Source organism: Rothia sp. HMSC064D08 (assembly GCF_001809525.1).
In the GTDB taxonomy this organism is placed as follows: domain Bacteria; phylum Actinomycetota; class Actinomycetes; order Actinomycetales; family Micrococcaceae; genus Rothia; species Rothia dentocariosa.
This window is the reverse complement of record NZ_KV797895.1, coordinates 465,550-487,886: the sequence shown is the minus strand read 5'-3', so window position 1 is coordinate 487,886 and position 22,337 is coordinate 465,550. Positions and strand designations below refer to the sequence as shown.

The following is a 22,337-nucleotide window of genomic DNA, read 5'->3' as shown; positions in this document are numbered from 1 at the left end:
CGATGCCTAAAGAACGCGAGGATGTAGAGGCTACGTTAGAACAGGGCACTACGCCGGATACTTCACAGAAGGGGAAATGGCGTGCTATTGACTGGATCGCTGGTAGCACTCTTGTAGCAGAAGCCTTGCTAAGCACTATCTGGGCTATTGTGTGGGCATGCGGTTGTCGTTTTGAGCATCAGCTGCAAGTGTATTTAGCATTGGTTTTGATTATCCTAACTGGTGGCTATCTTGCTCTAATATTTTGCCCAATCTTCAAGAAAGATAATGATCCTCGCTGGTTCCACTCGCGTATTCTTTCTAGTGGCATAGTGGGTGGCTCATATGCGTTCCTACTACCTGCCGTCATGGGTTTAGAAGAAGGAAGCGTTACTTCTGGAGGAGCGGCGGCGCTCCGACAAGCAATTCTTCTAGCAACAGGTGGACTTATTGGTCTTATTGCGCTCGGTGAGACTCGCCGAAAAAATGATAACGACCGTGAAGCTGCCGAGAATCTTCGGTCACATCAAGAAAATGTGCTTATTCAACAAAAGGAACAGTTTGAAGCGAATGCTTTTAAGGAACGTAAAGCAGAACGCCGAGAACGGTATACCAAAGCGATAGAACAGCTGGGCGATGAAAAATCCTCCGTCCGTATGGGTGGCGTATATACACTCGTTGGACTTGTGGACGAATGGCTCGAAGAAGAGTCTATAAGAAAGTATGAGAACAGACTCAAAGAAGGACAGGTTATTATCAATAACCTCTGTGCCTATATTCGTTCCCCATTCACTCTTGCTTCTCATTATGATGAGTTATCTAAAGCCAACCCCACGCCTAAGGGAATATATAAAGGTAAAAAAGAAAAATTCTATGCAGACAAAGCAACATTAGATTCTGAAACAGACGTTCGTCTAGGAATTATTAAAGAAATTCACGACCGTCTACAAGACTCTGACAAAAACACACCGAGGGCGTGGTCAGACTTTGAATACGATTTCTCGGGAAGCACCTTCTTTTACCCAATAGACCTTACGAACTCTTACTACGCAAAACCTATTAATTTCAGCGGCTCTATCTACAAGGGTCGGGCTGACTTCCGCAACTCCATCTACAAGGGTTGGGCTTACTTCGGCGGCTCTATCTACAAGGGTCGGGCTGACTTTAGCGGCTCTATCTACAAGGGTCGGGCTGACTTCCGCAACTCCATCTACAAGGGTTGGGCTTACTTCGGCCGTTCCATCTACAAGGGCTGGGCTGACTTCGGCGGCTCCACCTACCGGAAAGAGGCTAACTTCGAAGGCTCCATCTACAAGGGCTGGGCTTACTTCGGCCGTTCCATCTACAAGGGCTGGGCTTACTTCGGCGGCTCCACCTACAAGGGCGGGGCTGACTTCGGCCGTTCCATCTACAAGGGCTGGGCTAACTTCCGCGGCTCCACCTACAAAGGTGGGGCTAACTTCCGCAACTCCACCTACAGAGGCGGAGCTAACTTCGAAGGCTCCATCTACAAGGATTGGGCTGACTTCGGCGGCTCCACCTACCGGAAAGAGGCTAACTTCGAAGGCTCCATCTACAAGGGTTGGGCTGACTTCCGCGGCTCCACCTACAAAGGCGAGGCTGACTTTAGCAGGTCTATCTTTTATCAGGGAACTTATTTTGGCGAAGACGGAGACATCAATAGCTTTTCTCGCTTCACAGACTGCACCCCTCAGTTCTATGACGAGACAAACCGCAAAAACACACTTTTTGGTCCACCTGACAATGATTTCACAGTCGAAAACGGCAGGGGCTACCCCATTTACCGTGGCATTGAAGGCTTACCCCTTGGCTGTAAATTCCTTACTTCAGAGCAGAAGGAATATCTTGAAGGTAAATTCCAAGGAATAAAAAAAATAAATGATGAACTTTTTGAGGTGAAAGATCCCAAAGATAAGGCAGAGCTCTCGAAAAAGTTGCGGTCTCTTATCGAAGAACTCCATGAATGGCGGGAGGAAGCTACCACGGTGAAAGTAGAGGACGTAGCAGCAGAAAATACGGAGAGCTAATCAATCTGTAGGGTTTTGGGGACAGCTATTCTTTAATAGCTGTCTCCAACACTCCACGGCTCTCCCTAATACACAAAATACTGGCGGCTTATGTAGCTGCTCGTCCTTACTCCCCTGCCAAATTTTTCAGGTTCAGCGGCATACTAGTACCTCCATCAGGTGCCCCACCAGCCGTATCAAAACCAGGCTCTCACACAGGGCCCGATAAACCCCTGCGGCATATGCTATTCGTCTTCTTCGTAGACATAATCCTTGAAATAGTCAGGGTCGCCGTCGCTGTCTAGCCAGAGCTCAAACCAGCCCAGGAAGTCCTGGCGCTCACAGCAGGGGCTAACACCCACATCCGAGAAGCTCCACACCTCACCGGCGCACGGCCCGGCGGTAATCAGCTCATAGGTCATGCCGCACCCCTCATCCATGAGCTCAACACCCTGGTTCCCCAGCTTACGCTCAAAGGACTCGTCGCTAAGCTGCTCTTCGTCCTCCTCATCCTCCCAAACCCAGCCGTCCGTGAGCGTCATGGGGAGGGAAAGGTCTTTGCGCTCAATCTCTGCGAGCCGGTGAATGGGACTGGCGCTGATACTCTCCGTCTCCGGGTCGTTCCAGCCGTCCCCAACCCCCAGCAGAAAAAGCCTGTACGCCTGCGGCAGGCGGGTGTTGCAGGCACGCTCAAAAGCAATAATGTCTGCCTCCGAAACGGTAGGCCCCAGGTCGATATTCTTCTGAGCGACTTTAGCCTTAATACGCTCGATTACGCTCGGGTATTCTTCAGGCTTATAGATAGGCACAAAAACTCCTCAAGATAGATATAGTCCGGGTTCACAAGTCAGCGCAAAACCTTCGGACAAGCCACTGCACGCTGTTTCTCTCCCAGCGGTCCTAAAGTTATGGGTGGACTATGCCCATTAATTCCGGCTGAATTCATGCCATAATGGAAACACATATCCACCGTAACTCTTGTCACATGAACGAATTTAATAACTCCATCATTATCTACCAGCCACATGCCGATCAACCCGCTATTGATGTTCGCCTAGAAGGCGAAACTGTGTGGTTGAGCCAACGGCAGATGGCCGAGCTATTCGATGTAGATGTGCGTACCATCAGCGAGCACCTGTCCAACGTATTTTCTAGCGGTGAGCTGGAGAAAGAGGCAACTATCCGGAAATTCCGGATAGTTCGACACGAAGGTACGCGCAATGTAACGCGAAGTGTTGAGCACTACAACCTGGATGCCATTATCTCCGTGGGATACCGGGTCAAGTCAGCGACGGCCACGCAGTTCCGTATCTGGGCCACCAAACGCCTGAGGGAATACCTGGTGCAGGGGTACAGCATTAACCAGCAGCGGCTTGAGCAGCTCGGGCAGATTGTAGAGGTCATGGCGCGGGCAGATAACCACCTCGTGGCTGGTACTGGTGAAGTGCTCTCAGCCTATATACCGAGCCTGCAGACCCTGCGTGACTACGACGAAGGCACACTTTCTGATAGCGAGTCCACCGGGAACGCGCCGGTGTGGCATCTCACGCATGCCGATGCGCAGGCGATTATTGCTCGTGCGCGCAGCGAGTTCCCGCAGGATAGGCTTTTCGGACTCGAAAACGGAGATAAGCTCAAGTCGGTCGTCGCTACCATCTACCAGAGCTTCGCGGGCCAGGATCTCTACCAAACCACCGAACAAAAGGCAGCGAATTTACTGTACCTTATGGTCAAAGACCACCCACTGGTTGACGGTAATAAGCGCAGCGCAGCAGCCCTGTTCATTGAGTTTTTATCCCGGAATAACCTGCTATTTTCGGCGGATGGCACGCCGCTTGTCTCCAACAACGCCTTAGCAGCGATGACCCTAATGGTCGCCATGAGCAACCCGAAAGAAAAGGACCTTATGGTAGCCCTCGTGGAACGGCTCATTAGCCCGGTTGCGCATTAGCCTCTGCATCCCTGACCCGCTAAGTGCGTCTCTACTCCCCTACCAAAGTCTTCGGGTCCAGCGGCGTACTCGTACCTTCCGCTAGGTGTTCCAGGCGCCTCAAGATTAAACCTTCGCGCAGAGCCCAAGGTGAGACGCGCATCGTTTCGATACCAAAGGTTTCCATCGCAGCCTCAGCCGCCATTGCACCGGCGAGAACCTGGTCGGCGCGCATCCGGGAAACACCGGGCAGGTCAGCGCGCTCGGCGGGAGCCATAGCCTCCATGCGGCGAGTCCACAGGCGCAAATCCGTCACATGCATCTCACGCTTCACATGCGGCCCCGCAGAATACGGTGCCGCCCCGCAAATACGCGCCAGCGAACGGAACGTCTTCGAGGTGCCCACCACCATGTTCGGCTCGCCAAATGCCAGCAACCGCTGCGCCACCGGCTCAATCTGCTCGCGCACATACCTGCGCAGCCGTTTCGTCTGCTTCGGCGAAGGGGGCTGCTCATCAAAGAACTCGCGGGTCAGGCGGCCAGCGCCCAACGGAACCGACATTGCCGCATCCGGCAGGGCATCCGTGCCTGTGGAGAACTCGAAAGACCCTCCCCCAATATCAAAATTCAGGATGCGCCCCGCACCCCACCCCTGCCAGCGGCGCACCGCGAAATAGGTGATAGCGGCCTCTTGATCGCCCGAAATCTCGCTCAAACTCACGCCGGTCTTCAACCGCACATACTGCAAAACCTCGGCACCATTACCGGCCTCACGAATAGCGGAGGTCGCGAAGGCGAGCAGGTCTTCGGCGTTATTCTCAATGGCGAAATCGCGCGCAGATTTCACGAACTCGGTCAGCGCGGCGCGGCCTTCATCAGAAATATCGCCCGAAGGTGTCAAATACTGCACCAGCTGCAGCGGAATCTTATGCGAAGCGTACGGCTCGGGGCGGGCGCCCGGGTGGCCGTCAAGCAACAGCAGGTGAACAGTATTTGAGCCAACATCAAGAACACCGAGGCGCACGGCGCGCTCCTATCCCCCAGCCACCGCCGGGATAACGTACAACTTCATTAAGTGTGGCACAAGTCGCCGCATGATGCGCGCAATCCACCGCCGGGTCTGCGCGGGTTCGCCCGTCACACATGGACGCACAGGTTAGGGAGCGCAAGTCGCGCATCCATGTAAATCTTGCCAAGCGCAACAATACGGATACGTAGCCCACACTTTCGTGAGCAGCGCATCCGTATTGTTGGGAAGAAGAAAAGACTAGTCCTTCTTAGCCGCAGTCTTCTTTGCAGTAGTGGACTTTTTAGCGGTTGTTTTCTTCGCGGCGCTCTTCTTGGCGGTCGTCTTCTTCGCCGCAGTCTTACGCTTCGCAGGCCCCTTGGCACGCTTTTCGGCGAGCAGTTCGACGGCGCGCTCATGGGTGAGCGATTCGATGGTTTCCGAGCGCGGCACCGTAATGTTGGTAACGCCGTCGGTAATGTACGGCCCGAATCGTCCGTCTTTGACCACAATATTCTTTTCGCTGTTCGGGTCTACACCAAGTTCGGCGAGCGGGGGCTTAGCGGCGGCGCGCCCGCGCTGTTTAGGCTGCGCATAAATATCGAGCGCCTGTTCAAGGGTGATCGTGAAGATTTCTTCCTCAGAACCAATCGACCGCGAGTCGGTGCCCTTCTTCAGGTACGGGCCGAACCGCCCGTTCTGCACGGTGATTTCGTTGCCTTCAGCATCGGTACCGAGCACGCGCGGCAAGCTCATGAGTTTGAGCGCATCCTCTAGGGTTACAGTCGCCAAATCCATAGATTTGAAGAGCGATGCGGTGCGCGGCTTAGCGGGCTTGGGCTTCTTCTTCGGCTTGGGTTTGCCGTTCTTGTAGTATTCGGTGGGCTGCGCATCCAGGTACGCCTGAATCTGCTCCTCCGTCATCTCTTCGATAACTTCGGTGACGTAGGGGCCGTAGCGCCCGTCGCGGGCAATAATCTGGTTCCCAGAGGCGGGGTCGGTGCCGAGCACACGCCCATCGGATTTGCCCTGCTCAAGCAGCTCTTTCGCTTTCTCGGCGGTCAGCTCGTCGGGTGCCAAATCGGTGGGAACGTTAGCGCGCACGGGGTCAGAAACCTCACCGGTTTCGGTATTGACGGTACCTTCGGCCTCAAGGTAGGGGCCGAATTTACCCACGCGCAGCACAATGCCGTCAGCAATGCGAATCGAGTTAATATCGCGAGCATCAATATCGCCCAGATTATCCACGATCGGCTTGAGCCCGCGTTTCTTCTGCACCCCGCCGCCGAAGTAGAAGTCGCCCAGCCACTCCACGCGCGATTCTTCGCCGCGGGCAATGCGGTCAAGGTCTTCTTCCATCTGCGCGGTGAACTCGTAGTTCACGTAGGGACCGAAGCTGGTTTCGAGCAGGCGCACCACCGAGAACGCAGTCCACGAAGGCACGAGCGAACCGGAACGCACCTGCACATAGCCACGATCCATAATCGTTGAAATCACGGCGGCGTAGGTGGAGGGGCGCCCAATGCCCAGCTCGTCAAGAGTTTTCACGAGCGAAGCCTCAGTGTAGCGGGGCGGGGGCAGGGTCTCATGCCCGGCGGCTTCGAGTTTTTCGGCGGTGAGCGAGTCGCCCTGCGCGAGCGCGGGCAGGCGTTTCTCAGCGTTCTTGGCGTCGCGTTCTGCCAGGCGGGTTGCGTCTACGCCTTCCTCATAGGCGGCGAGGAAGCCGCGGAAGGTGATGACGGTGCCGGATGCTGCGAACTCGGCATCGCGCCCGTTGGATGCGGTTGCCCCTAGCCGCACGGATGCGGTCGAGCCGGTGGCGTCTGCCATCTGCGAGGCGATGGTACGCTTCCAGATCAGCTCGTACAGCCGGTATTCGTCGTTGGAGAGCGTGCCGCGCACGGCGTCGGGGGTGCGGAAGGCGTCGCCTGCGGGGCGGATTGCTTCGTGCGCTTCCTGCGCGTTTTTGCTCTTGGAGGCGTAGGTGCGCGGCGCGGAGGGCACGTATTCGGTGCCGTAGAGTTCGGATGCTTGGCGGCGTGCCGCCTTCACGGCCTGGTCTGAGAGTGCCACCGAGTCGGTACGCATGTAGGTGATGTAGCCGCTCTCGTAGAGGCGCTGGGCAACCTGCATGGTTACGCGCGATGAGAAGCGCAGCTTGCGCGCCGCCTCCTGCTGCAGGGTTGAGGTGGTGAACGGCGCTGCGGGGCGGCGTTTATAGGGTTTGGTTTCGACCGAGCGCACCGAGAAGGGTGCGGCGGTGAGGGCTTCGGCGAGGGTACGCGCATCCGCCTCTGAGAGGTGGGTGACCTTGGTGGAGGTGAGGGTGCCGTCGTCGGCGAAGTCTTTGCCGGTGGCAACTCGGGTGCCGTCGACCGCCACAAGTTTGGCGTCAAACCCCTCGTTGCTGGTGGTGATGAAATGTCCGGTTAGATCCCAGTAGTTGGCGGCGACGAAGGCCATGCGTTCGCGTTCGCGTTCAACAACAAGGCGGGTTGCCACGGACTGCACGCGACCCGCGGATAGGCCGCGACCAACCTTGCGCCACAGTACGGGTGAGATTTCGTAACCGTAGATACGGTCAAGAATACGGCGGGTTTCTTGAGCATCGACTAGGTGCAGGTCAATATCGCGCAGTTCCCCGAAGGCGCGTTCAATGGCTTCGCGGGTGATTTCGGGGAAGGTCATGCGGTAGACGGGAACCTTGGGTTTCAGAACCTCTTTGAGGTGCCAGGCGATCGCTTCACCTTCGCGGTCACCATCGGTTGCGAGGTAGAGGGCGTCAACGTCTTTGAGTTTGCGTTTGAGTTCGGCGACTTTTTTCTTTTTGTCGGGGTTAACCACATAGTAGGGGTCAAAATCGTCGTCGATATTGACCGCGAACTTGCCGACCGGGCCCTTTTTCAGGTTTTCGGGCAGTTCGGAAGGCTGCGGCAGGTCACGAATATGTCCCATGGACGAATCCACCAGAAATTCGTTGCCTAAATAACCGCTGATAGTCTTCACCTTCGATGGGGACTCAACGATCAGCAGCGCTTTTCCGTTCTTAGCCTTGGTGGGCACGGCTCTCCTCATATTTGTATGGTGTAGATGCGATACAACAATAGCGCACATTCTGGCGGTTACGCCTATTAGGTGCGCTTATCACGCATGTGTCTTATCACGTTTTACAGCTTGTGTTTGGATTAAGGGTGTGGATGCAACGATACCAGTTATTATGCACGTCTGTATCGAGTTGGCAACCGCAGATATGGGCCTTAGGCGAGCTGGCGGGCGAAATTAGTTGTACGGAAAATACCCTTCGCCCTGGGCGGGAAGAAGCGGGTATTCGCGCCCGTACACTTTGCGCGGCACAATGCGCACCCACTGCATAAGGTGCCCGCTTTCGTAGTGGCGCAGGCCGAAAGTGTGCACGAGCGGCGGGGTCATTTCGGGTGGCAGCCAGTGCGCCACGCCCTGCACGATCACGGAGCGGATGCCGTTCTCTAGTTCCTCGTCGATTTCAAAGGAGACGCGGCGGCTCATAACCACGGCGGAGAAACGGTCGCCGCGGGTGGTGCGCAGGTAGATTTCGTGGTCGGCTACCCCGTAGAGGACCGGCAGCACGTCTACGAAGTTGCCGTCGGTGAGCACAAGTCGCCCTAAGTTGTTGGCCTGCAGGCGCGCCCAGCAATCTTCGGCGCTCATTTTCTTGGTGGTATCTGGGGTGTCTTGCATAGTCATTCTTTTAGTGTAGGGGTTTCTTCGTGCCGAAATTTGTGATGTTCGGCGCGGTAAGGCGTGTTTTATAGGTCCGCCACTGGGGTGCTGGGGGATTAGCTGTTTTCGTCTGCGAAGTGCAGAAAGCTTTTTTCGATGAGTTCTCGAATAGCGACCAGCAGGGTATCGCGCGGATGCGCGTTCTCGGTGCCGAAGGCGGCGCGCGCATCCGGCGTGTAGTCTTCCCAGCCGAGAAGCACGGCGAGCGCCCCCAGAATCTGCCCGATGCTCAGCTCGCCGTCACATGCGGAGACGAACCCGGCGGTTTCGGTTGAGAGCAGGATTGTGCGGCACAGCCCGGATCCGGCACGCAGCAGAATTACGTTTGGATGCTCGGCGCCGGGGCGGCCGTGGCGTTCTTCGGTCACGTCTTCGGCGAGAACGAGGTGGGCTTCGGCGAGCGCCTGATCGGTCAGGGCGGTGAGGCGGTCGAAGCGTGCCACGGCCTCGGTGATGCTTTGCGCGATGGGCTGGGCTATGGGGTAGGTGATGTCTTCGAACCGGTTCAGGGGCGCGGTTTCGGTGGTGTGTGCCGGGCGGCGGAGCCAGAGCATCCCGAACCCAATAGAATGAACGTTCCGGTTTTTAAAGTCGTCGAGATAGGCACGATAGGTGTTCTCGTAGTGGTCGCGGTCGCGGTTTTCACTCGCGTCTTTGAGCCAGGTTTCCGCATAGGATTCGGGGGTGAGCACTTCGCGCTGAATTACCCACGCCTCGCTCGGGGTACCGGTGGCGGATTCGGCGAACCAGGTGCGCAGGCGCGCATCCCAGGGCTGCGCCTCGCCTGTACTGTCGCGGTGAATTTCCCAGTTGCCGAGCATCTGGGCGCGCCCGCCGGGCACCAGAACCTCGGGGATGCGCCGAATGAGTGTGCTGACAATATCGTCACCGGGCAGCCCGCCGTCGCGGTATGTAAACTGGTCGTCGCTGCTTTCGTTTGCGCGGCGCGGGGTAATGACGAACGGCGGGTTTGAGACCACAAGGTCGAACTGCTCCCCCGCCACGGGCTCCAGCAAAGAGCCTTGTCGAAGGCTGACGCGGGCTTCAAGGTTCTGCGGGTCGAGTTTCAGGGCCGGAGCGTTCAACAGCAGGTTAAATCGGGCGAAAGCGAGGGCGCGCGGCGAAATATCGGTGGCCGTCACGTGGTCTGCGTGGGCGAGCAGGTGGAAGGTCTGAATACCGCAGCCGGTACCCACGTCAAGGGCGCGCGCCACGGGGATGCGCTCGGTAATCTGCGCCAGAGTCAGAGACGCCTGCCCAATACCCAGCACGTGATCTTTGCGCAGCACCCCAGGTCGCTGATGCGCCCCCAAATCAGAGGCCACCCACAGCTCGGTGCCGTCATCAGCCGAATGCGGGCGCAGGTCAAACACGGCGCGGTACTGCGGTTCTTCGCCGGGGTTCTCGGGGGTGCAGGTATTTTCTGACTCCGCCGGTTCCACGAGGTGTGCCGCGATCAGGTCGTTCAGCGCGGGTTCGCCGCCGAGCGCATCGGCAAGTTCCGCGCGGGTTAGGGTGCGTGCGAACAGGAAAAACCCGATCATGCGCGCCAGGCAGCGGTCGGGGTCGGTGGTGTGTGCATCATCAAGGATGTTCTGTACCCGCCAGGTGCCGGGCACAACCTGGTCGCGCGCCATCGCCTCAAAAGCGCGCTCCCCCAGCAGTTCACGCACCCCGTCGTAGCTGTAGTTAAGCCTTTCAAGGGCGCCTCGGATGCGCTCAAGCCGGGCGGTATCGTCGCTTATGGGGGTGTCGGGGATGCAGGAGTACAGTTCATCAGCCATACTCCCCATTCTAAGCGCCCCGTTTCTTAACGCCGCGAGCAGGTGGTTTTGGTACGAGCAGGTAGGAAAATACTACCTGCTCGTACCAAAACCACCTGCTCGCGTTATTCCCACTCGATCTTGCGGGAACGGAACTCCGCTATGCCTTTACCGTCAGCGCGGGTTTGATGTCCTTCACAATGGATTCGAGCATCCGCAGGTTGAAGTCCACACCCAGCTGATTCGGCACGGTCAGCAGCACGGTATCTGCCGCCTGAACGGCAGCATCACGAGCGAGTTCCTCGGCAATCAGGTCAGGTTCACCAATGTAGCTGCGCCCAAACCGCGAGAAAGTATTGTCGATAATACCGGTATAATCCTGCGAATCTTCCTGCGCGCGGCGACCAAAATAACGCGCCGAATCGGCATCAATAATGGGGATCACCGAACGCGAGACCGAAACGCGCGGCACGCGGGTATGCCCTGCCTTGACCCATTCCTCGCGGTAGAGGCGAATCTGCTCCGCCTGCTGCTGATCGAAAGGCACACCTTTATCTTCGAGCATCAGCGTTGAAGACATGAGATTTAGCCCCTGCTGTGCGGTCCACACGGCGGTGCTGTCAGTTCCCGCGCCCCACCAGATGCGCTCGCTCAGGCCGGGTGACTGCGGCTGCACGGGGGCGTACTTGCCCTGCACCTGCGCGGAGGGTGCCATGCCTTCGCCTTGGATTGCCTTCATGAAGATGTCGAGGTGGCGGCGTGCCATCGCACTCTCATCTTCACCCTCGGCGGGGTAATAGCCGAAGCTCTCGAAACCGCGGATAACGGATTCGGGCGAGCCGCGTGAGACACCCAGCTGCAGGCGCCCGGCAGAAATCAAATCGGCCATTGCGGCGAGTTCCGCCATGTACAGCGGGTTCTCGTAGCGCATGTCGATCACGCCGGTACCAAGCTCAATGCGGCTGGTTTTAGCGGCGATAGCAGACAGAAGCGGGTACGGGGTTGCCTGCTGCTGATCGAAATGGTGCACGCGGAAGAAAGCACCGTCTAGGCCAATGTCTTCGGCGCCTACCGCCAAATCGATAGCCTGGTGCAAAGATTCGGATGCGCTGTTCACGCGCGAACCGGGAATTTCGGCCCAGTGCCCAAAAGAAAGAAAACCAAGTTTTTTCTCTGTGCCCGGCTGTGGTTCAAGATTTTGTACCGCAAGTTCGGTTTTCTGAGTGTCTGATGCGTTCATTGTTATGCCTTTCGTATTGCCCTACAAGGGGCATTTCCTCGTGTATGAGCATTCAGCATACAATTATTTACTTTACAGAACAAGCTTTAAATAATATGAGTAAACCCACTCGTATAACTACTAGTCAGAATGCTATTCGATATAAAGTATATGCGTCATATTAGGTAATGGTTTATTTATATTTTTTACGCGCAATACTTACCTCAAAGTAACGAATGTGCATTTCTTCTACCGTTAGCATATCCATACCTCGTTCAAAGCTTTTATGTCTAAGACCCCGGCAGAAAAATCATATGATTCATTATTTTCTAGGTGCAGGTACTACAGACATTGCTTTTGTCGTACCTGCTTGCCTCAGATGACGTGAATCCGGGAGCGATGGTTTGTCGCGAGCCTGCCGACAGGTGTTTCCTGGAAAACACGTTTTATGATTCTTTACTCGCCTTGCGCTCATACCATTTCCCTACGCCCCACCACATCAGCGGCGTAAACGCCACCGCGATCAGCCAATACACAAGCCAGAAGCTACCCTTCAGACCGGTCACAAAAATCCCGGCGATAAGCAAAGCCACCGCTATCAGACACGCCGCCACGCATTTTCTCAACTGCTGAGCGCTGCTGACCGCAACCCCCTCCGGGGCGGAGCCAGAGAATTTCCTGTCGAAAGCGTGAATAATACTCCGACCAAAAACGATTGAGAAAGCGATATAGAAGGCCGCGAATCCGTGCATAAATTCTGCCGCGCCACTCTGGCTCAGCGTGATATAAGAAAACACCAGCAATAACAGGTCGATCACCGGGGTTGCCACTAATAATACGATTCCGGTTCTGGGCATCTTCAAGGTATAACGAAATACGCAGCCTAACACCAGGCATGCCCAAAACATCGCTTCAGCGACAACGGTGGCAACAAGCATCGATTTCCCTCATATACTGGCGGAAAGGTACGTAAAGTTTAGCATCAGAATAAGTTTTTATGATGTAAATCGAACGTATTTTCATAACTATACTTTGGTACTCGGCTCTTCAAGATGCACCTGAATTTTAGGAAATACTCGATATAAGACAGGTCATGACATAATGGCAACGCTCTGTCACAGTGGATCTCGCTGACCATGACGTCACGCACACGTTACGAAGCCCCGCCAGCCTTGAGTTGGCGGTGCAGCGCGGTTTTTTGGGGCCATTGCGCACGGCAAACACTCACGACAACTTCAAACGCAAGGATATTTTCATGAGACGAGGCCTCTCTCGCCGAAACCTGGTGACCGGAACCGCATGGGCTGCGCCGCTTGTGCTGAGCACCGCCGTTATTCCGGCATACGCATCATCATCTGCCGACGACGGCCCCTGCCTAGACCCCGATAAAAGCTACGATATTTTCGCCAAGGATGTGCGCACCGCCGCGCAAAACCGTGCAGCCGGTGAAAAAGGCTACGAAGAAATTGTGGTTCCCGACTACGCCTCGTATATGCGCTTCTACCTGCGCGGCGGCTCGGGCGGTAGTCTGGCGACACGGTACTCGGAAGCCACAGGATATAACAGAACCGGCGGAACCGCAGGCGGTGGTGCTTATATTCAAGGAACCGTCAAGGTAACACCCGGGCAGCGCATCAAATTCTATGTGGGTGCCAGCGGCGTCGGATATTATGACCGCCCCGCCAAAGGCGGCGAAGGGTACGGTAACGGCGGTTCGTCTGCGGCACTACCCACCGCGCTGGGGTCAGATGTACAGGGCAAGCTGAACAGCCACAGCAATAAGGTTACGGTCTATTCGGGCTCCGGCGGTGGTTCTTCGGCAATCGTTATGGTCGATGCGAAAACTTCCCAAGAAACCGTACTCGCCGTTGCCGGAGGCGGCGGAGGCGCAGGCGCACGCGGGCTCACACACGTCGTTACTTACGGGGGAACCTGGATAACAGACGACCCAAAGTCCTATAAAACCTCTGATCTATATATTGGTCAGGGAGGCTACGGAGGCACTGACTTTGTGTCCGAAGGGTTGGGGCGCTCGGGGCAGGAACGTTACTATCAGCACTACGACGCCGAGATTCTGATTCCATCCGGGTCGAATGGCAGCAACACGGCTGGCGGCTCCGGCGGCGCCCTCGCCACTATTACGGGAGATAAAGAGCTGACCTTTTCCTCTACCTCACGAACAGAGATTCATACCGGAAATACCGCAGGCAAATCCGGGGGCTCTGGGCCCAACGGCAACGGGGCTGACGGCGTTGTTGCCTACGGGTATGCGCTCAATACTGCAGGCAACACAAGCGATGACCGCAATGGTATCGGATACATTGTTTCCGGAGGCGGTGGCGCGGGCTACGGTGGAGGCGGATCCGGTTCGGCGGTGGCTGCCGCATCCGAAAATCCCGTGTATATGTATGATGATGCCGCATTCGTGGGCGTTGCCTCGGGAGGAGGAGGCGGCGGCGGAAACTTTGTGTCTCCCGATGTACTCAACCCCTATGTTAATGCTGAAGGCGGGGCAGAATGGCGGGGAGAAATCAGGGACGGCACAATTACGTATTCTTTCTGCCCATCAGATCCGAATAAGCAGCCCGACCCACCTTCCCCCGAAAGCCCAGAATACTGGGCATAGCGCTAGCGCGGAACTCGTAGCCTCAAGGCACCTGCACCACTGTGGGGCGCTCGCATCCTGTTCAGATGCGAGCGCCCCATAGGTGCATTCTGCCTCAATAATTTTTGGGCGGGCCGCTGCTGTTTTACCTAAGAGCGCAGGTCTGCGGCTGTATAGTGGGTGGATGCGTATTTGGTCTGCCCACCCGTCCCTTCTTGACCGTCGTGCCCTGATCGCGTGCTGGCGTGAGAGCTTGCTTGCGCAGAAAGTGCTGCGCGGGCTCACCCGAGGGTACACGAATCACCCGCAGCTCATTCGGTTTCGTGCGCATTCTCAGCCGGTAGAGGCTATTGGGTCTTATCTGCATGGGCTCGCCGATGAGGCGCATCTGCGCGGGTATTCCTTCAACCGTTCGCTGATTGCCGCTGAGCGGGGTAAGAACCTGAGCTCTATTCCCGTGACCGAGGGCCAGCTTGCCTACGAATTGAGCTTTCTGGCACACAAAGTTGCCGGGCGAGATGTCGATTGGGAGCCTATTCTTACCGAGCGTCTCGCGAAATTTACCCAGGCCGGTAAGCCCGCGGTGCACCCCGTGTTCGCGGTGATCCCCGGCGAAATAGAGGCTTGGGAGAAGACCAAGGAGTTCTAGTCGGAGCGCTTTATGCCGAGGCAGGAACCTCTAGCAGCGGAACCCACAGTTCCATCGTGTAGTCTGCCGCCTGCATATCGCCGCGACCGTACACCTCCAAGCCGCCTAACGGGCGGTACTGCGGATGCGACGGGAAAAACTCACGCTCGAAACTCTCAAAACCCGCCGGGATAGACCGCGAAATCGGCCCGGTAATCTCAACCACCGCGTAGGTGCTCTCGGGAAGGTCCAGCAGACCCAGCCCAAGTTTATGCGCCGAGGCACGGTCATCAACCAAAATACCGGCCGTGTAGCGCACGAAACCGTCGGTACTGGGTTGGGTGCACACGCCAATATACTGGGTGACCGCCAGAATATCGAGCATCGCCGGGGATGCCTTCTGATTCAGCTCATCCCACAGCGGCGTGAAGTCGTCCCCCAGCTTATACACCTGCGAAACCCCCGCTACCAGCAACGAACCGTGTTTTTCAATGCGCGCGGGTGAAACCGTTACGGGCGCCTGTACGGACTCGCTCATGAGATACCCGCGTGGGCGCTCTGGCGGTCCACCGCGCATTCGGGCACGCAGCGGCGTTTCGCATCGTCGGTGGCGCATTCTGGGCAGAGGAGCACGAGTTCGCGGCAGCTCTCATTCGAGCAGTTCTCAAATTTATTAGACGGTGCCGAGCAACGCTCACACTGGCCAATTGTGACAGTATCCGGGGTGAACTCCATGTGCATGCGCTTATCGAATACGTAGAGCGAGCCTTCCCACAGGGACTTATCGCCGTACTTTTCGCCGTAGCGCACAATACCGCCGTCAATCTGGTAGATCTCTTTAAATCCGCGGTTCTTCATAAGGGCGGAGAGGATTTCGCATCGAATGCCGCCGGTGCAGTAGGTGACGACGGGCTTATCTTTCAGATCGTCATACTTACCGGATTCGATCTCACGAATAAAGTCGTGGGTGGTGCGAACATCGGGCACCACGGCGTTCTTGAACTTACCGATTTTAGCCTCGAATGCGTTACGTCCATCGAAAAAGACGACTTCATCGCCGCGTTCTTCCACGAGCTTGTTCACCTCTTCGGGTTTGAGGTGCACGCCGCCGCCGACCACGCCGTTTTCGTCTACTTTGAGCTCGTCGGGAGCGCCGAACGCCACGATTTCATCGCGTGCTTTGACCGACAGACGGGGGAAGTCTTCGGCACCGCCCTCAGACCATTTGAATTCCATGTTCTTGAAGCTGGGGTACTGGCGGGTTTCTTTGGTGTACGCCTTAACCGCGCTGATTTCGCCGCCGAGCGTGCCGTTAATGCCGTGTTTGGAAATGAGGATGCGCCCGCGCAAACCAAGCTTCTCGCACAGGGCACGCTGCCAGAGCATGACCGCCACGGGGTCGGTTATGGGGGCAAACTGGTAATACAAGATAATTCGATTCTGAGCCACCCTCCTATTTTACGCTTTCTAGGTACATCGTGTGTGCCGTGGCGGCGGAACTCGTCCCGTAACGTGGCCGATAATCCTTGTTCTCCCGCGGGATGCGCTCGCGATGATGGGTGCATGTGGTTTCTTTACCATGAGGTATATCTCGTCGTTTTTCTGCCCCATCGCACCGGCTGATTTCGTCGTTTTCTGGTAGCGAATACCTATCTGCCGGGGCGAGCGGAACATACCGGGCGCCCTGCGATTGCCCACGCCGGTTTACCGTACCCGAGGTTTTACAATGGTGTGATGCGCCCCGAACCTTCCCCCGATTCCCCGGCTGATGAGCGCCCCGGGTTCTCCCCTGCCTCGCGCCCCGACGAGAACCTTCGCGAACAGCTGAGCAGGCTTATGCCCAAACTCCCCGGCGACGGTTCGCTGCCCCCGCAAATCACCCATGTGCACCGCATTCCCGCACGTGAAGGGCAGTATTCGCCGTGGCCGCACTGGCTGCACCCGCGCGTGATTGAGGCTTTCGAGTCGCTGGGCGTGCACGAACCGTACACCCACCAGGTGCAGGCGGCACAGGCAGCGCATTGCGCATTCGATGCTGCACTCGCCGAAGACGCGCACCGGCTCTCCTTCGGGCGAGCATCCGGGCAGGGGCACGATGAGTCGGGCACAAAGGCGCGGCATGTGATTGTGGCGACCGGGACCGCATCCGGAAAATCGCTGAGTTACCTCATGCCCGCTTTCGATGCCCTCTACCGCGGGGCGCACCGTGAACCGCTCAGCACCACGGCAGCGGATACGAGTTCCACAGGATTCCATCAGAGAGCGAACGTTCTATATATTTCACCGGCGCGGGCACTCTCAGCCGACCAGCTCAACGCCATCACCGCCTATCATCTTCCCGGGCTCAACGCCGCCACCTATGACGGCGACACCCCGGCGCAGGAGCGGCGGTGGGTGCGCGAACACGCTAATTTTGTGCTCACCACCCCGGATATGCTCAACTACGGAATTCTGGGCAACCACCGGCAATGGGCGAACTTCCTGCGCGGGCTGCGCTATGTGGTGCTTGACGAAGTGCACAGCTACCGCGGCGTGTTCGGCGCGCATATCGCCAATCTGCTGCGCCGCCTGCGTCGAGTCTGCGCGCTCTACCGCGTAAATCCGGTGTTTTACGGAGCATCCGCCACGAGCGCGAACCCTGCCGAGTCTTTCGCCAAGCTCATTGGAGTGCCCGAGGGGAACGTTGACGCGATTACCGCATCGACCGCACCCCGCGGAGAATCCACCGTCATCCTGTGGGAACCGGAGTTTCTGCCCGATACGCAGGTGACCGATAAACTCGCCGTCGGCGCGAGCGCCTTCGACACCCGTTCCGAGGCGGAAAAGCAGGCGCCGCAGCGTATCTCCGCTATCGAACAGGGCGCGCAGATGCTCACCGACCTGGTACTCTCGCGCACCCGCACGCTCGCCTTCACCCGGTCGAGGCGCGGCGCTGAGCTGATCTCTCAGCGAGCGCAGCGCTACCTTGATGAGACCGAGGCGGGGCTGGCGCATCGGGTGGCGGCGTACCGTTCGGGGTATATGCCCGAGGAACGCCGTGAGCTTGAGCATCGGCTGCGCACCGGCGAACTGCTCGGGCTGGCAAGTACCTCTGCGCTTGAGCTGGGTATCGATATTTCCGGGCTGGATGCGGTACTCGTGGCGGGCTGGCCCGGAACCCGCGCATCCTTTATTCAGCGGATTGGGCGCGCCGGTCGCGGGGGTCAGGATGCGCTCGCCGTGCTTATCGCTGGGGATGATCCGTTGGATACGTACCTGGTGCATCATCCGCAGGCGATTTTTGGGCAGAGCGTGGAGGCTACCGTTTTCGACCCGACGAACCCGTATGTGCTTTCGCCGCATTTGTGCGCTGCCGCGGCGGAGTCGCCGCTACGTGCCGAGGAGCTTTCCCTGTTCGGCGAGCATACTGAGGCTCTGCTTAACCGGCTGGTGCAGCAGAATTATCTGCGCCGCAGGGCGGACGGCTGGTATTGGACGCACGCGGAGTCGGCGACGAATCTGGTGGATCTGCGTGCCACCGGCGGTGGTCCCTATCAGCTGATTGATGCCGAGGATGGTTCGCTGATCGGCACGATGGATTCGGCGCAGGCAATGACTCAGGGACACCCGGGAGCTATCTATATTCACCAGAACGCCCAGTATTTGGTGGAGTCCTTAGATGAAGCGGCGCGCGTTATTCTGCTCTCGCGAGTGTACCCCGACTATTACACGCGGGCGATTGAGGCGACCGAGGTGAAGATTCTGCAGGAAAAGGCGGGTGTGCGGTACGAGTTCGACGGCGCCCAGCCCGGTACTGCTGGTCTGACGCTGCATCGCGGGCGAGTTCAGGTGACCGATCAGGTTATGGGCTTTCAACGGTTTTCGGTGTACGGCAGTGAGTACCTGGGCGATGAGCCGATGGAGATGCCGCCGAGCATCCTGATGACCGAGGCTATCTGGTTTACCTTTGACCCGAGCTACCTGTTTGCCGCCGGCGTGGCTGAGCCGGATGCACCCGGCACCCTGCACGCCGCAGAACACGCCGCCATCGGCTTATTACCGCTGATTGCGACCTGCGACCGATGGGATTTAGGCGGACTCTCCACCCTGTACCACGCCGATACGGAACGCCCCACCATCTTCGTATACGATGCAGCACCCGGCGGAGCAGGCTTTACCCAGCGCGGGTTTGAGGCGGTTTGCACCTGGCTGGGCGCAACTCTGGACGCTATTGATTCCTGCGGATGCGAGAGTGGCTGCCCCTCCTGCGTGCAGTCCCCCAAATGCGGCAACCGCAACGAACCACTGTCGAAGGCGGGCGCACAAAACTTGCTGCGGGCAATGCTGCACTCACTCGATGAGGTTGGGTAGAGATCTCGTGGGGTTACCCTGTTTTTGTGGGCACTGATATATCTACTCTCGGGTAACCCCACACCTACCGGCTAAGTTCCGCTCGGCAGTGCTGGTCTAGACAACGTTATGACCAACTATGACTGGTCTTCTCGGGATGCCTTAATGGACTGTTGAACATTACGGCTCAAAAGGATCACTGCATTAACGAGGGCCCAGAAGGCCACCAGTACCCAACCGGCAAGCCCCACCGAACTTTGCGAAATAATCAAAGCTACCGCAAAAACACCGATAGGACCTACTACCATCGATATCGAGTTCTGAAGCCCATTAATCCTTCCACGCATATGCTCCGGGGTAACCTGCAAGGAAACTACACCGGTCACGGCTCCTACCGCTGATGATGTTATTCCGAATATAAAGCACATCACCAGTGTGTATGCCACTGAATAAAATTGCACCAGCAGTATTAAGGACACAACATTGGACACGGCGGCAAAAAGAGTCATCGACCAAGCAGGGACCTTACTTCCAACAATGGTGTAAATTATGCCGCCAATAAGAAGACCCACTCCGACTGCGGCTAAAGCGTAACCATTTGCCTCATCATGGCCCGCAAGTGTCATGACCACTGGGAGTATAAGCGATTGGAGTACACTCACAAGGGCTAAACTAGCTACGTTTAAACCGGTAATCTTTCGGAGGACGGTATTATTTCGATGAAGCAAAAACGACAGTCCATCTCGCAAAGAGCCCCAGTAGGCCATCTTTGAGCTACTTAAACCCGAGTCCTCAATAATCCCATAAGCCTTAGGCATGAAAATGCAGAGAATCCCTGCCGTCAGCGATGTTGCTGCCGTGATCCAGAAAACCATCTTAGCGTCCAGAAAATTTATGAGAAGACCGCCACAGGTTGGACCTAAAACAATGGCTAGCGCACTCATGCTTTCACGTAAACCAACTAGCGCTTCCAGGGAACGTTGCGAGTCTCGTTGGACAGCATAGATCATTGCCTCCCGCGCATTCCAAGCGGGCAAGTCACCGATACCACTTAAAAATGCACACGTTAAAAACCAGGCGGGAGATAACTGCCCAAAGGTACCTACAACGGCAAGCAGCCCAATACTAGATGCTGAAACGAAATCTCCTATCGCCGCCACTATGCGACGGTCATAATGGTCGATCACCGGGCCAGAAAGTAGCCCGAACACGAATGTACTTGCCCCGCTTACCAGAGCAGCGAGACCCGCCACGATGACCTGACCAGTCGAGACAAGAATCAAGACAGGTAAGACGACATTTGCGATAGAGTTTCCCAAGAGGGAAATGAAAAAGGACCCGAAATAAGCAGTAATTTTCATGTATCACTCCACGTATCATGACCTGCTAGCTTGGATTTTCTTAATTGGCCAGAGTGGCTTTCTTTTTCCGGAGTTATTTTGAACATAATTTACTAGTTCAATAAGACTATCAAGATCGTCTTGCTTGGGGCTTTATTAGAGCGTTCAGGTAAAACCGACACTAGCACCTCCTTCGGGCTCATCAGTCGGATTTTATGGGCTTCCCGGCTCTTCAGCAGTTCGGTTGGAGGGGGCGTTTTCGGGGATCTCGTCGCCGGATAATCCCTCATCGGGTGCGCCCTCCCCAGAGTCCGGATGCGGTGCCCCGGCGCGCGATGTACCTTGCGCATCGCCGAGGAAAGCAAACGGTCCGTGCACGGCAGAGTTCACCCGAATATCCACGGTTTCGGGGCGGTCCGCGAGGGCGCACCCCACCAGATTGGCGTTATTATCGCGCGCTACCTGGGCGGCAATATCGCAAGGGTCCCCAGGGGTGATGCCACGCAGCGCATCCGCCGCGGCGAGCGCCGCCAGGTCTGCCGCCTGCGCCGCCCGCCGATTCGCCGTACTTACCCCGGCAAAACCGATGATGATGGTTGCCAGGATCAGCAGGGCGGCGATAATGCCTACCGCGAGTACGGTGCCGCTCCCCTCCTCAGGGTTTTCGGTCGGCTGCGGTCGGTCAGCCGCCTCGCACTGCGGTTTGGCAAACGGCGGCACGCATGCGTTCCAGATGAAACCGGGCGTGACCATGTTTATTCGCCGCCAGCCGTCGTGGCATTATCCGAGCTGCCCTCAACCCGTGCGGTCGCGGTGGCCTGCAGCCTCCAGCCGGTTACTGAGCCGATAACCCCCGGTGCCGCACGCTCAACCTGAACCCGCACCTGCCGCGCCCCCGATGTTTCTTCTACAGTCTGCACCTGCAGGTTAATGTTGGGGTCTATCCGCGAAACTTCATGCTGTACGGCGGCGAGGTTATCTCCCCGAGCGAAGGCACGCGCCGCGACTCGCGAGGATTCTTCGAGCCGCGACTGGGCCATTCCCACCGCTGCCGCTGAGAGACAGAGCGCGAGCACTGCGATCACGGCGGGCAGAGCGACCGCGAATTCGGCAGTCACAGCGCCTTCATCACGCGCGCGTAACCGCCAGGCGCGCATCATGCGGTGTATAAGCCTCATAGACGTTCCTTTCGTCGGGTTTGGGCAACTCTCGCGGTTTTCACGGGTAGTACCGGGTTTAGAAAAGCCCAAAGGTCAGCCCAGAACCGCCCGTTGCAAGGGCGTTCTTGACCATATCTACGAGCATGCCGCGAATCTCGTCGGACTTGAGAATGGCGACCAGCAGACCGGCAAAACCTACGGCGGCGAGCATTACGATGCCGTATTCGGCGGTGCTGGCGCCCTCCTCCGGGTCGTTTTCGTCTACATATTCAGCCTCGTCGGTGGGTGAGGTCATCTCGTGCAGTTCGGTATCTTCGCCCTTACGATTTTCCGCGAAAAGTTCCTCGTGCTCGCTCAGGGAACGGCATTCTGCGGCGCATTTATCGAGGGTGCAGCCGGCGGCGAGCGCCTGCGCTAGTTGTTGGGCAAGATGCGGTTCAAGCTGCTGCAGGTACATGTTTGTGTATTCGTCGAGCGCCTGCCCTAAAAGTACGGGGTTCTCTTCCGTGCAGGCATAGGCCTCAAGGCATTCCTGAATTCCCTTGTGCGTGGTGTGCAGAACGGGAGCGGAGTGTACAACAGTCATCGTTGT

Annotated in this window: 18 protein-coding genes; 5 read left to right on the top strand and 13 right to left on the bottom strand. The window is 57.1% G+C overall.

Going from position 1 to position 22,337, the window contains the following annotated elements; translation table 11 throughout:
* Positions 1-2 precede the first annotated feature (2 nt).
* A complete protein-coding gene (locus HMPREF2625_RS04420; protein ID WP_246826659.1) occupies positions 3-2,027 on the top strand; it encodes a pentapeptide repeat-containing protein in 2,025 nt (674 codons plus the stop codon).
* 224 nt (positions 2,028-2,251) lie between these two features.
* Here HMPREF2625_RS04420 and HMPREF2625_RS04415 read toward each other — a convergent pair whose 3' ends face one another.
* A complete protein-coding gene (locus HMPREF2625_RS04415) occupies positions 2,252-2,815 on the bottom strand; it encodes an SMI1/KNR4 family protein (RefSeq protein WP_070522194.1) in 564 nt (187 codons plus the stop codon).
* A gap of 176 nt (positions 2,816-2,991) precedes the next feature.
* On the opposite strand from HMPREF2625_RS04415, the gene rhuM reads away from it, so the two are divergent.
* The gene (gene rhuM / locus HMPREF2625_RS04410) at positions 2,992-3,957 is read left to right on the top strand and encodes a virulence RhuM family protein/type II toxin-antitoxin system death-on-curing family toxin (protein WP_070522191.1); all 966 of its coding nucleotides are present in this window, start codon (positions 2,992-2,994) and stop codon (positions 3,955-3,957) included.
* A gap of 31 nt (positions 3,958-3,988) precedes the next feature.
* Here the strand turns inward: rhuM and HMPREF2625_RS04405 are convergent, their stop codons facing one another.
* The 6 genes from HMPREF2625_RS04405 to HMPREF2625_RS04380 all read right to left on the bottom strand — a co-directional run bounded on the left by HMPREF2625_RS04405 (position 3,989) and on the right by HMPREF2625_RS04380 (position 12,621).
* Positions 3,989-4,960: a Ppx/GppA phosphatase family protein gene (locus HMPREF2625_RS04405; RefSeq protein WP_048754217.1), complete on the bottom strand. Its 972-nt coding sequence runs from the start codon at positions 4,958-4,960 to the stop codon at positions 3,989-3,991.
* Positions 4,961-5,203: 243 nt separating this feature from the next.
* Positions 5,204-8,005, bottom strand: a complete 2,802-nt coding sequence (gene topA, locus HMPREF2625_RS04400; protein WP_070522188.1) for a type I DNA topoisomerase — start codon at positions 8,003-8,005, stop codon at positions 5,204-5,206.
* 216 nt (positions 8,006-8,221) lie between these two features.
* Positions 8,222-8,659, bottom strand: coding sequence for a pyridoxamine 5'-phosphate oxidase family protein (locus HMPREF2625_RS04395; protein ID WP_238382334.1), 438 nt, complete (start codon positions 8,657-8,659; stop codon positions 8,222-8,224).
* 98 nt (positions 8,660-8,757) lie between these two features.
* Positions 8,758-10,485, bottom strand: coding sequence for a DUF7059 domain-containing protein (locus tag HMPREF2625_RS04390; protein WP_070522185.1), 1,728 nt, complete (start codon positions 10,483-10,485; stop codon positions 8,758-8,760).
* A gap of 139 nt (positions 10,486-10,624) precedes the next feature.
* On the bottom strand, positions 10,625-11,704 hold the full coding sequence (locus HMPREF2625_RS04385) for an LLM class flavin-dependent oxidoreductase (protein ID WP_210394370.1): 1,080 nt from the start codon (positions 11,702-11,704) through the stop codon (positions 10,625-10,627).
* 425 nt (positions 11,705-12,129) lie between these two features.
* On the bottom strand, positions 12,130-12,621 hold the full coding sequence (locus tag HMPREF2625_RS04380; protein ID WP_070522179.1) for a hypothetical protein: 492 nt from the start codon (positions 12,619-12,621) through the stop codon (positions 12,130-12,132).
* A 317-nt stretch (positions 12,622-12,938) separates the two neighbouring features.
* Here HMPREF2625_RS04380 and HMPREF2625_RS04375 point away from each other — a divergent pair, with 317 nt between their 5' ends.
* On the top strand, positions 12,939-14,309 hold the full coding sequence (locus tag HMPREF2625_RS04375) for a hypothetical protein (RefSeq protein WP_246826657.1): 1,371 nt from the start codon (positions 12,939-12,941) through the stop codon (positions 14,307-14,309).
* A 163-nt stretch (positions 14,310-14,472) separates the two neighbouring features.
* Positions 14,473-14,937, top strand: a complete 465-nt coding sequence (locus tag HMPREF2625_RS04370) for a pyrimidine dimer DNA glycosylase/endonuclease V (protein ID WP_048754221.1) — start codon at positions 14,473-14,475, stop codon at positions 14,935-14,937.
* 10 nt (positions 14,938-14,947) lie between these two features.
* Here the strand turns inward: HMPREF2625_RS04370 and HMPREF2625_RS04365 are convergent, their stop codons facing one another.
* Complete coding sequence (locus HMPREF2625_RS04365; RefSeq protein ID WP_013397751.1) at positions 14,948-15,454, bottom strand: GyrI-like domain-containing protein; 507 nt, start codon at positions 15,452-15,454, stop codon at positions 14,948-14,950.
* Positions 15,451-16,365, bottom strand: a complete 915-nt coding sequence (locus tag HMPREF2625_RS04360; protein WP_070522173.1) for an oxygen-dependent tRNA uridine(34) hydroxylase TrhO — start codon at positions 16,363-16,365, stop codon at positions 15,451-15,453. Before HMPREF2625_RS04360 ends, HMPREF2625_RS04365 begins: the two co-directional genes overlap by 4 nt.
* 387 nt (positions 16,366-16,752) lie before the next feature.
* Between HMPREF2625_RS04360 and HMPREF2625_RS04355 the strand changes: the two genes are divergently transcribed.
* The gene (locus HMPREF2625_RS04355; RefSeq protein WP_070522656.1) at positions 16,753-19,266 is read left to right on the top strand and encodes a DEAD/DEAH box helicase; all 2,514 of its coding nucleotides are present in this window, start codon (positions 16,753-16,755) and stop codon (positions 19,264-19,266) included.
* A gap of 116 nt (positions 19,267-19,382) precedes the next feature.
* Here the strand turns inward: HMPREF2625_RS04355 and HMPREF2625_RS04350 are convergent, their stop codons facing one another.
* The 4 genes from HMPREF2625_RS04350 to HMPREF2625_RS04335 form a co-directional block, all read right to left on the bottom strand.
* Positions 19,383-20,606, bottom strand: a complete 1,224-nt coding sequence (locus tag HMPREF2625_RS04350; protein ID WP_070522170.1) for an MFS transporter — start codon at positions 20,604-20,606, stop codon at positions 19,383-19,385.
* 192 nt (positions 20,607-20,798) lie between these two features.
* Positions 20,799-21,338 (bottom strand): Rv3654c family TadE-like protein, encoded by a 540-nt coding sequence (locus tag HMPREF2625_RS04345; protein ID WP_070522167.1) that lies wholly within the window; start codon positions 21,336-21,338, stop codon positions 20,799-20,801.
* Positions 21,339-21,340: 2 nt separating this feature from the next.
* The gene (locus HMPREF2625_RS04340; RefSeq protein WP_070522164.1) at positions 21,341-21,763 is read right to left on the bottom strand and encodes a TadE/TadG family type IV pilus assembly protein; all 423 of its coding nucleotides are present in this window, start codon (positions 21,761-21,763) and stop codon (positions 21,341-21,343) included.
* Positions 21,764-21,821: 58 nt separating this feature from the next.
* Complete coding sequence (locus HMPREF2625_RS04335) at positions 21,822-22,331, bottom strand: DUF4244 domain-containing protein (RefSeq protein WP_070522157.1); 510 nt, start codon at positions 22,329-22,331, stop codon at positions 21,822-21,824.
* Positions 22,332-22,337: the final 6 nt, after the last annotated feature.

What these genes read in the sequence shown, in the direction of transcription:
- HMPREF2625_RS04340 (WP_070522164.1), bottom strand. Translation starts at nt 21,763, where the DNA reads ATGAGGCTTATACACCGCATGATGCGCGCCTGGCGGTTACGCGCGCGT.
- HMPREF2625_RS04385 (WP_210394370.1), bottom strand. Translation starts at nt 11,704, where the DNA reads ATGAACGCATCAGACACTCAGAAAACCGAACTTGCGGTACAAAATCTT.
- HMPREF2625_RS04370 (WP_048754221.1), top strand. Translation starts at nt 14,473, where the DNA reads ATGCGTATTTGGTCTGCCCACCCGTCCCTTCTTGACCGTCGTGCCCTG.
- HMPREF2625_RS04350 (WP_070522170.1), bottom strand. Translation starts at nt 20,606, where the DNA reads ATGAAAATTACTGCTTATTTCGGGTCCTTTTTCATTTCCCTCTTGGGA.
- HMPREF2625_RS04380 (WP_070522179.1), bottom strand. Translation starts at nt 12,621, where the DNA reads ATGCTTGTTGCCACCGTTGTCGCTGAAGCGATGTTTTGGGCATGCCTG.
- HMPREF2625_RS04355 (WP_070522656.1), top strand. Translation starts at nt 16,753, where the DNA reads ATGCCCAAACTCCCCGGCGACGGTTCGCTGCCCCCGCAAATCACCCAT.
- HMPREF2625_RS04395 (WP_238382334.1), bottom strand. Translation starts at nt 8,659, where the DNA reads ATGCAAGACACCCCAGATACCACCAAGAAAATGAGCGCCGAAGATTGC.
- HMPREF2625_RS04390 (WP_070522185.1), bottom strand. Translation starts at nt 10,485, where the DNA reads ATGGCTGATGAACTGTACTCCTGCATCCCCGACACCCCCATAAGCGAC.
- HMPREF2625_RS04335 (WP_070522157.1), bottom strand. Translation starts at nt 22,331, where the DNA reads ATGACTGTTGTACACTCCGCTCCCGTTCTGCACACCACGCACAAGGGA.
- HMPREF2625_RS04375 (WP_246826657.1), top strand. Translation starts at nt 12,939, where the DNA reads ATGAGACGAGGCCTCTCTCGCCGAAACCTGGTGACCGGAACCGCATGG.
- rhuM (WP_070522191.1), top strand. Translation starts at nt 2,992, where the DNA reads ATGAACGAATTTAATAACTCCATCATTATCTACCAGCCACATGCCGAT.
- HMPREF2625_RS04365 (WP_013397751.1), bottom strand. Translation starts at nt 15,454, where the DNA reads ATGAGCGAGTCCGTACAGGCGCCCGTAACGGTTTCACCCGCGCGCATT.
- HMPREF2625_RS04345 (WP_070522167.1), bottom strand. Translation starts at nt 21,338, where the DNA reads ATGGTCACGCCCGGTTTCATCTGGAACGCATGCGTGCCGCCGTTTGCC.
- HMPREF2625_RS04420 (WP_246826659.1), top strand. Translation starts at nt 3, where the DNA reads ATGCCTAAAGAACGCGAGGATGTAGAGGCTACGTTAGAACAGGGCACT.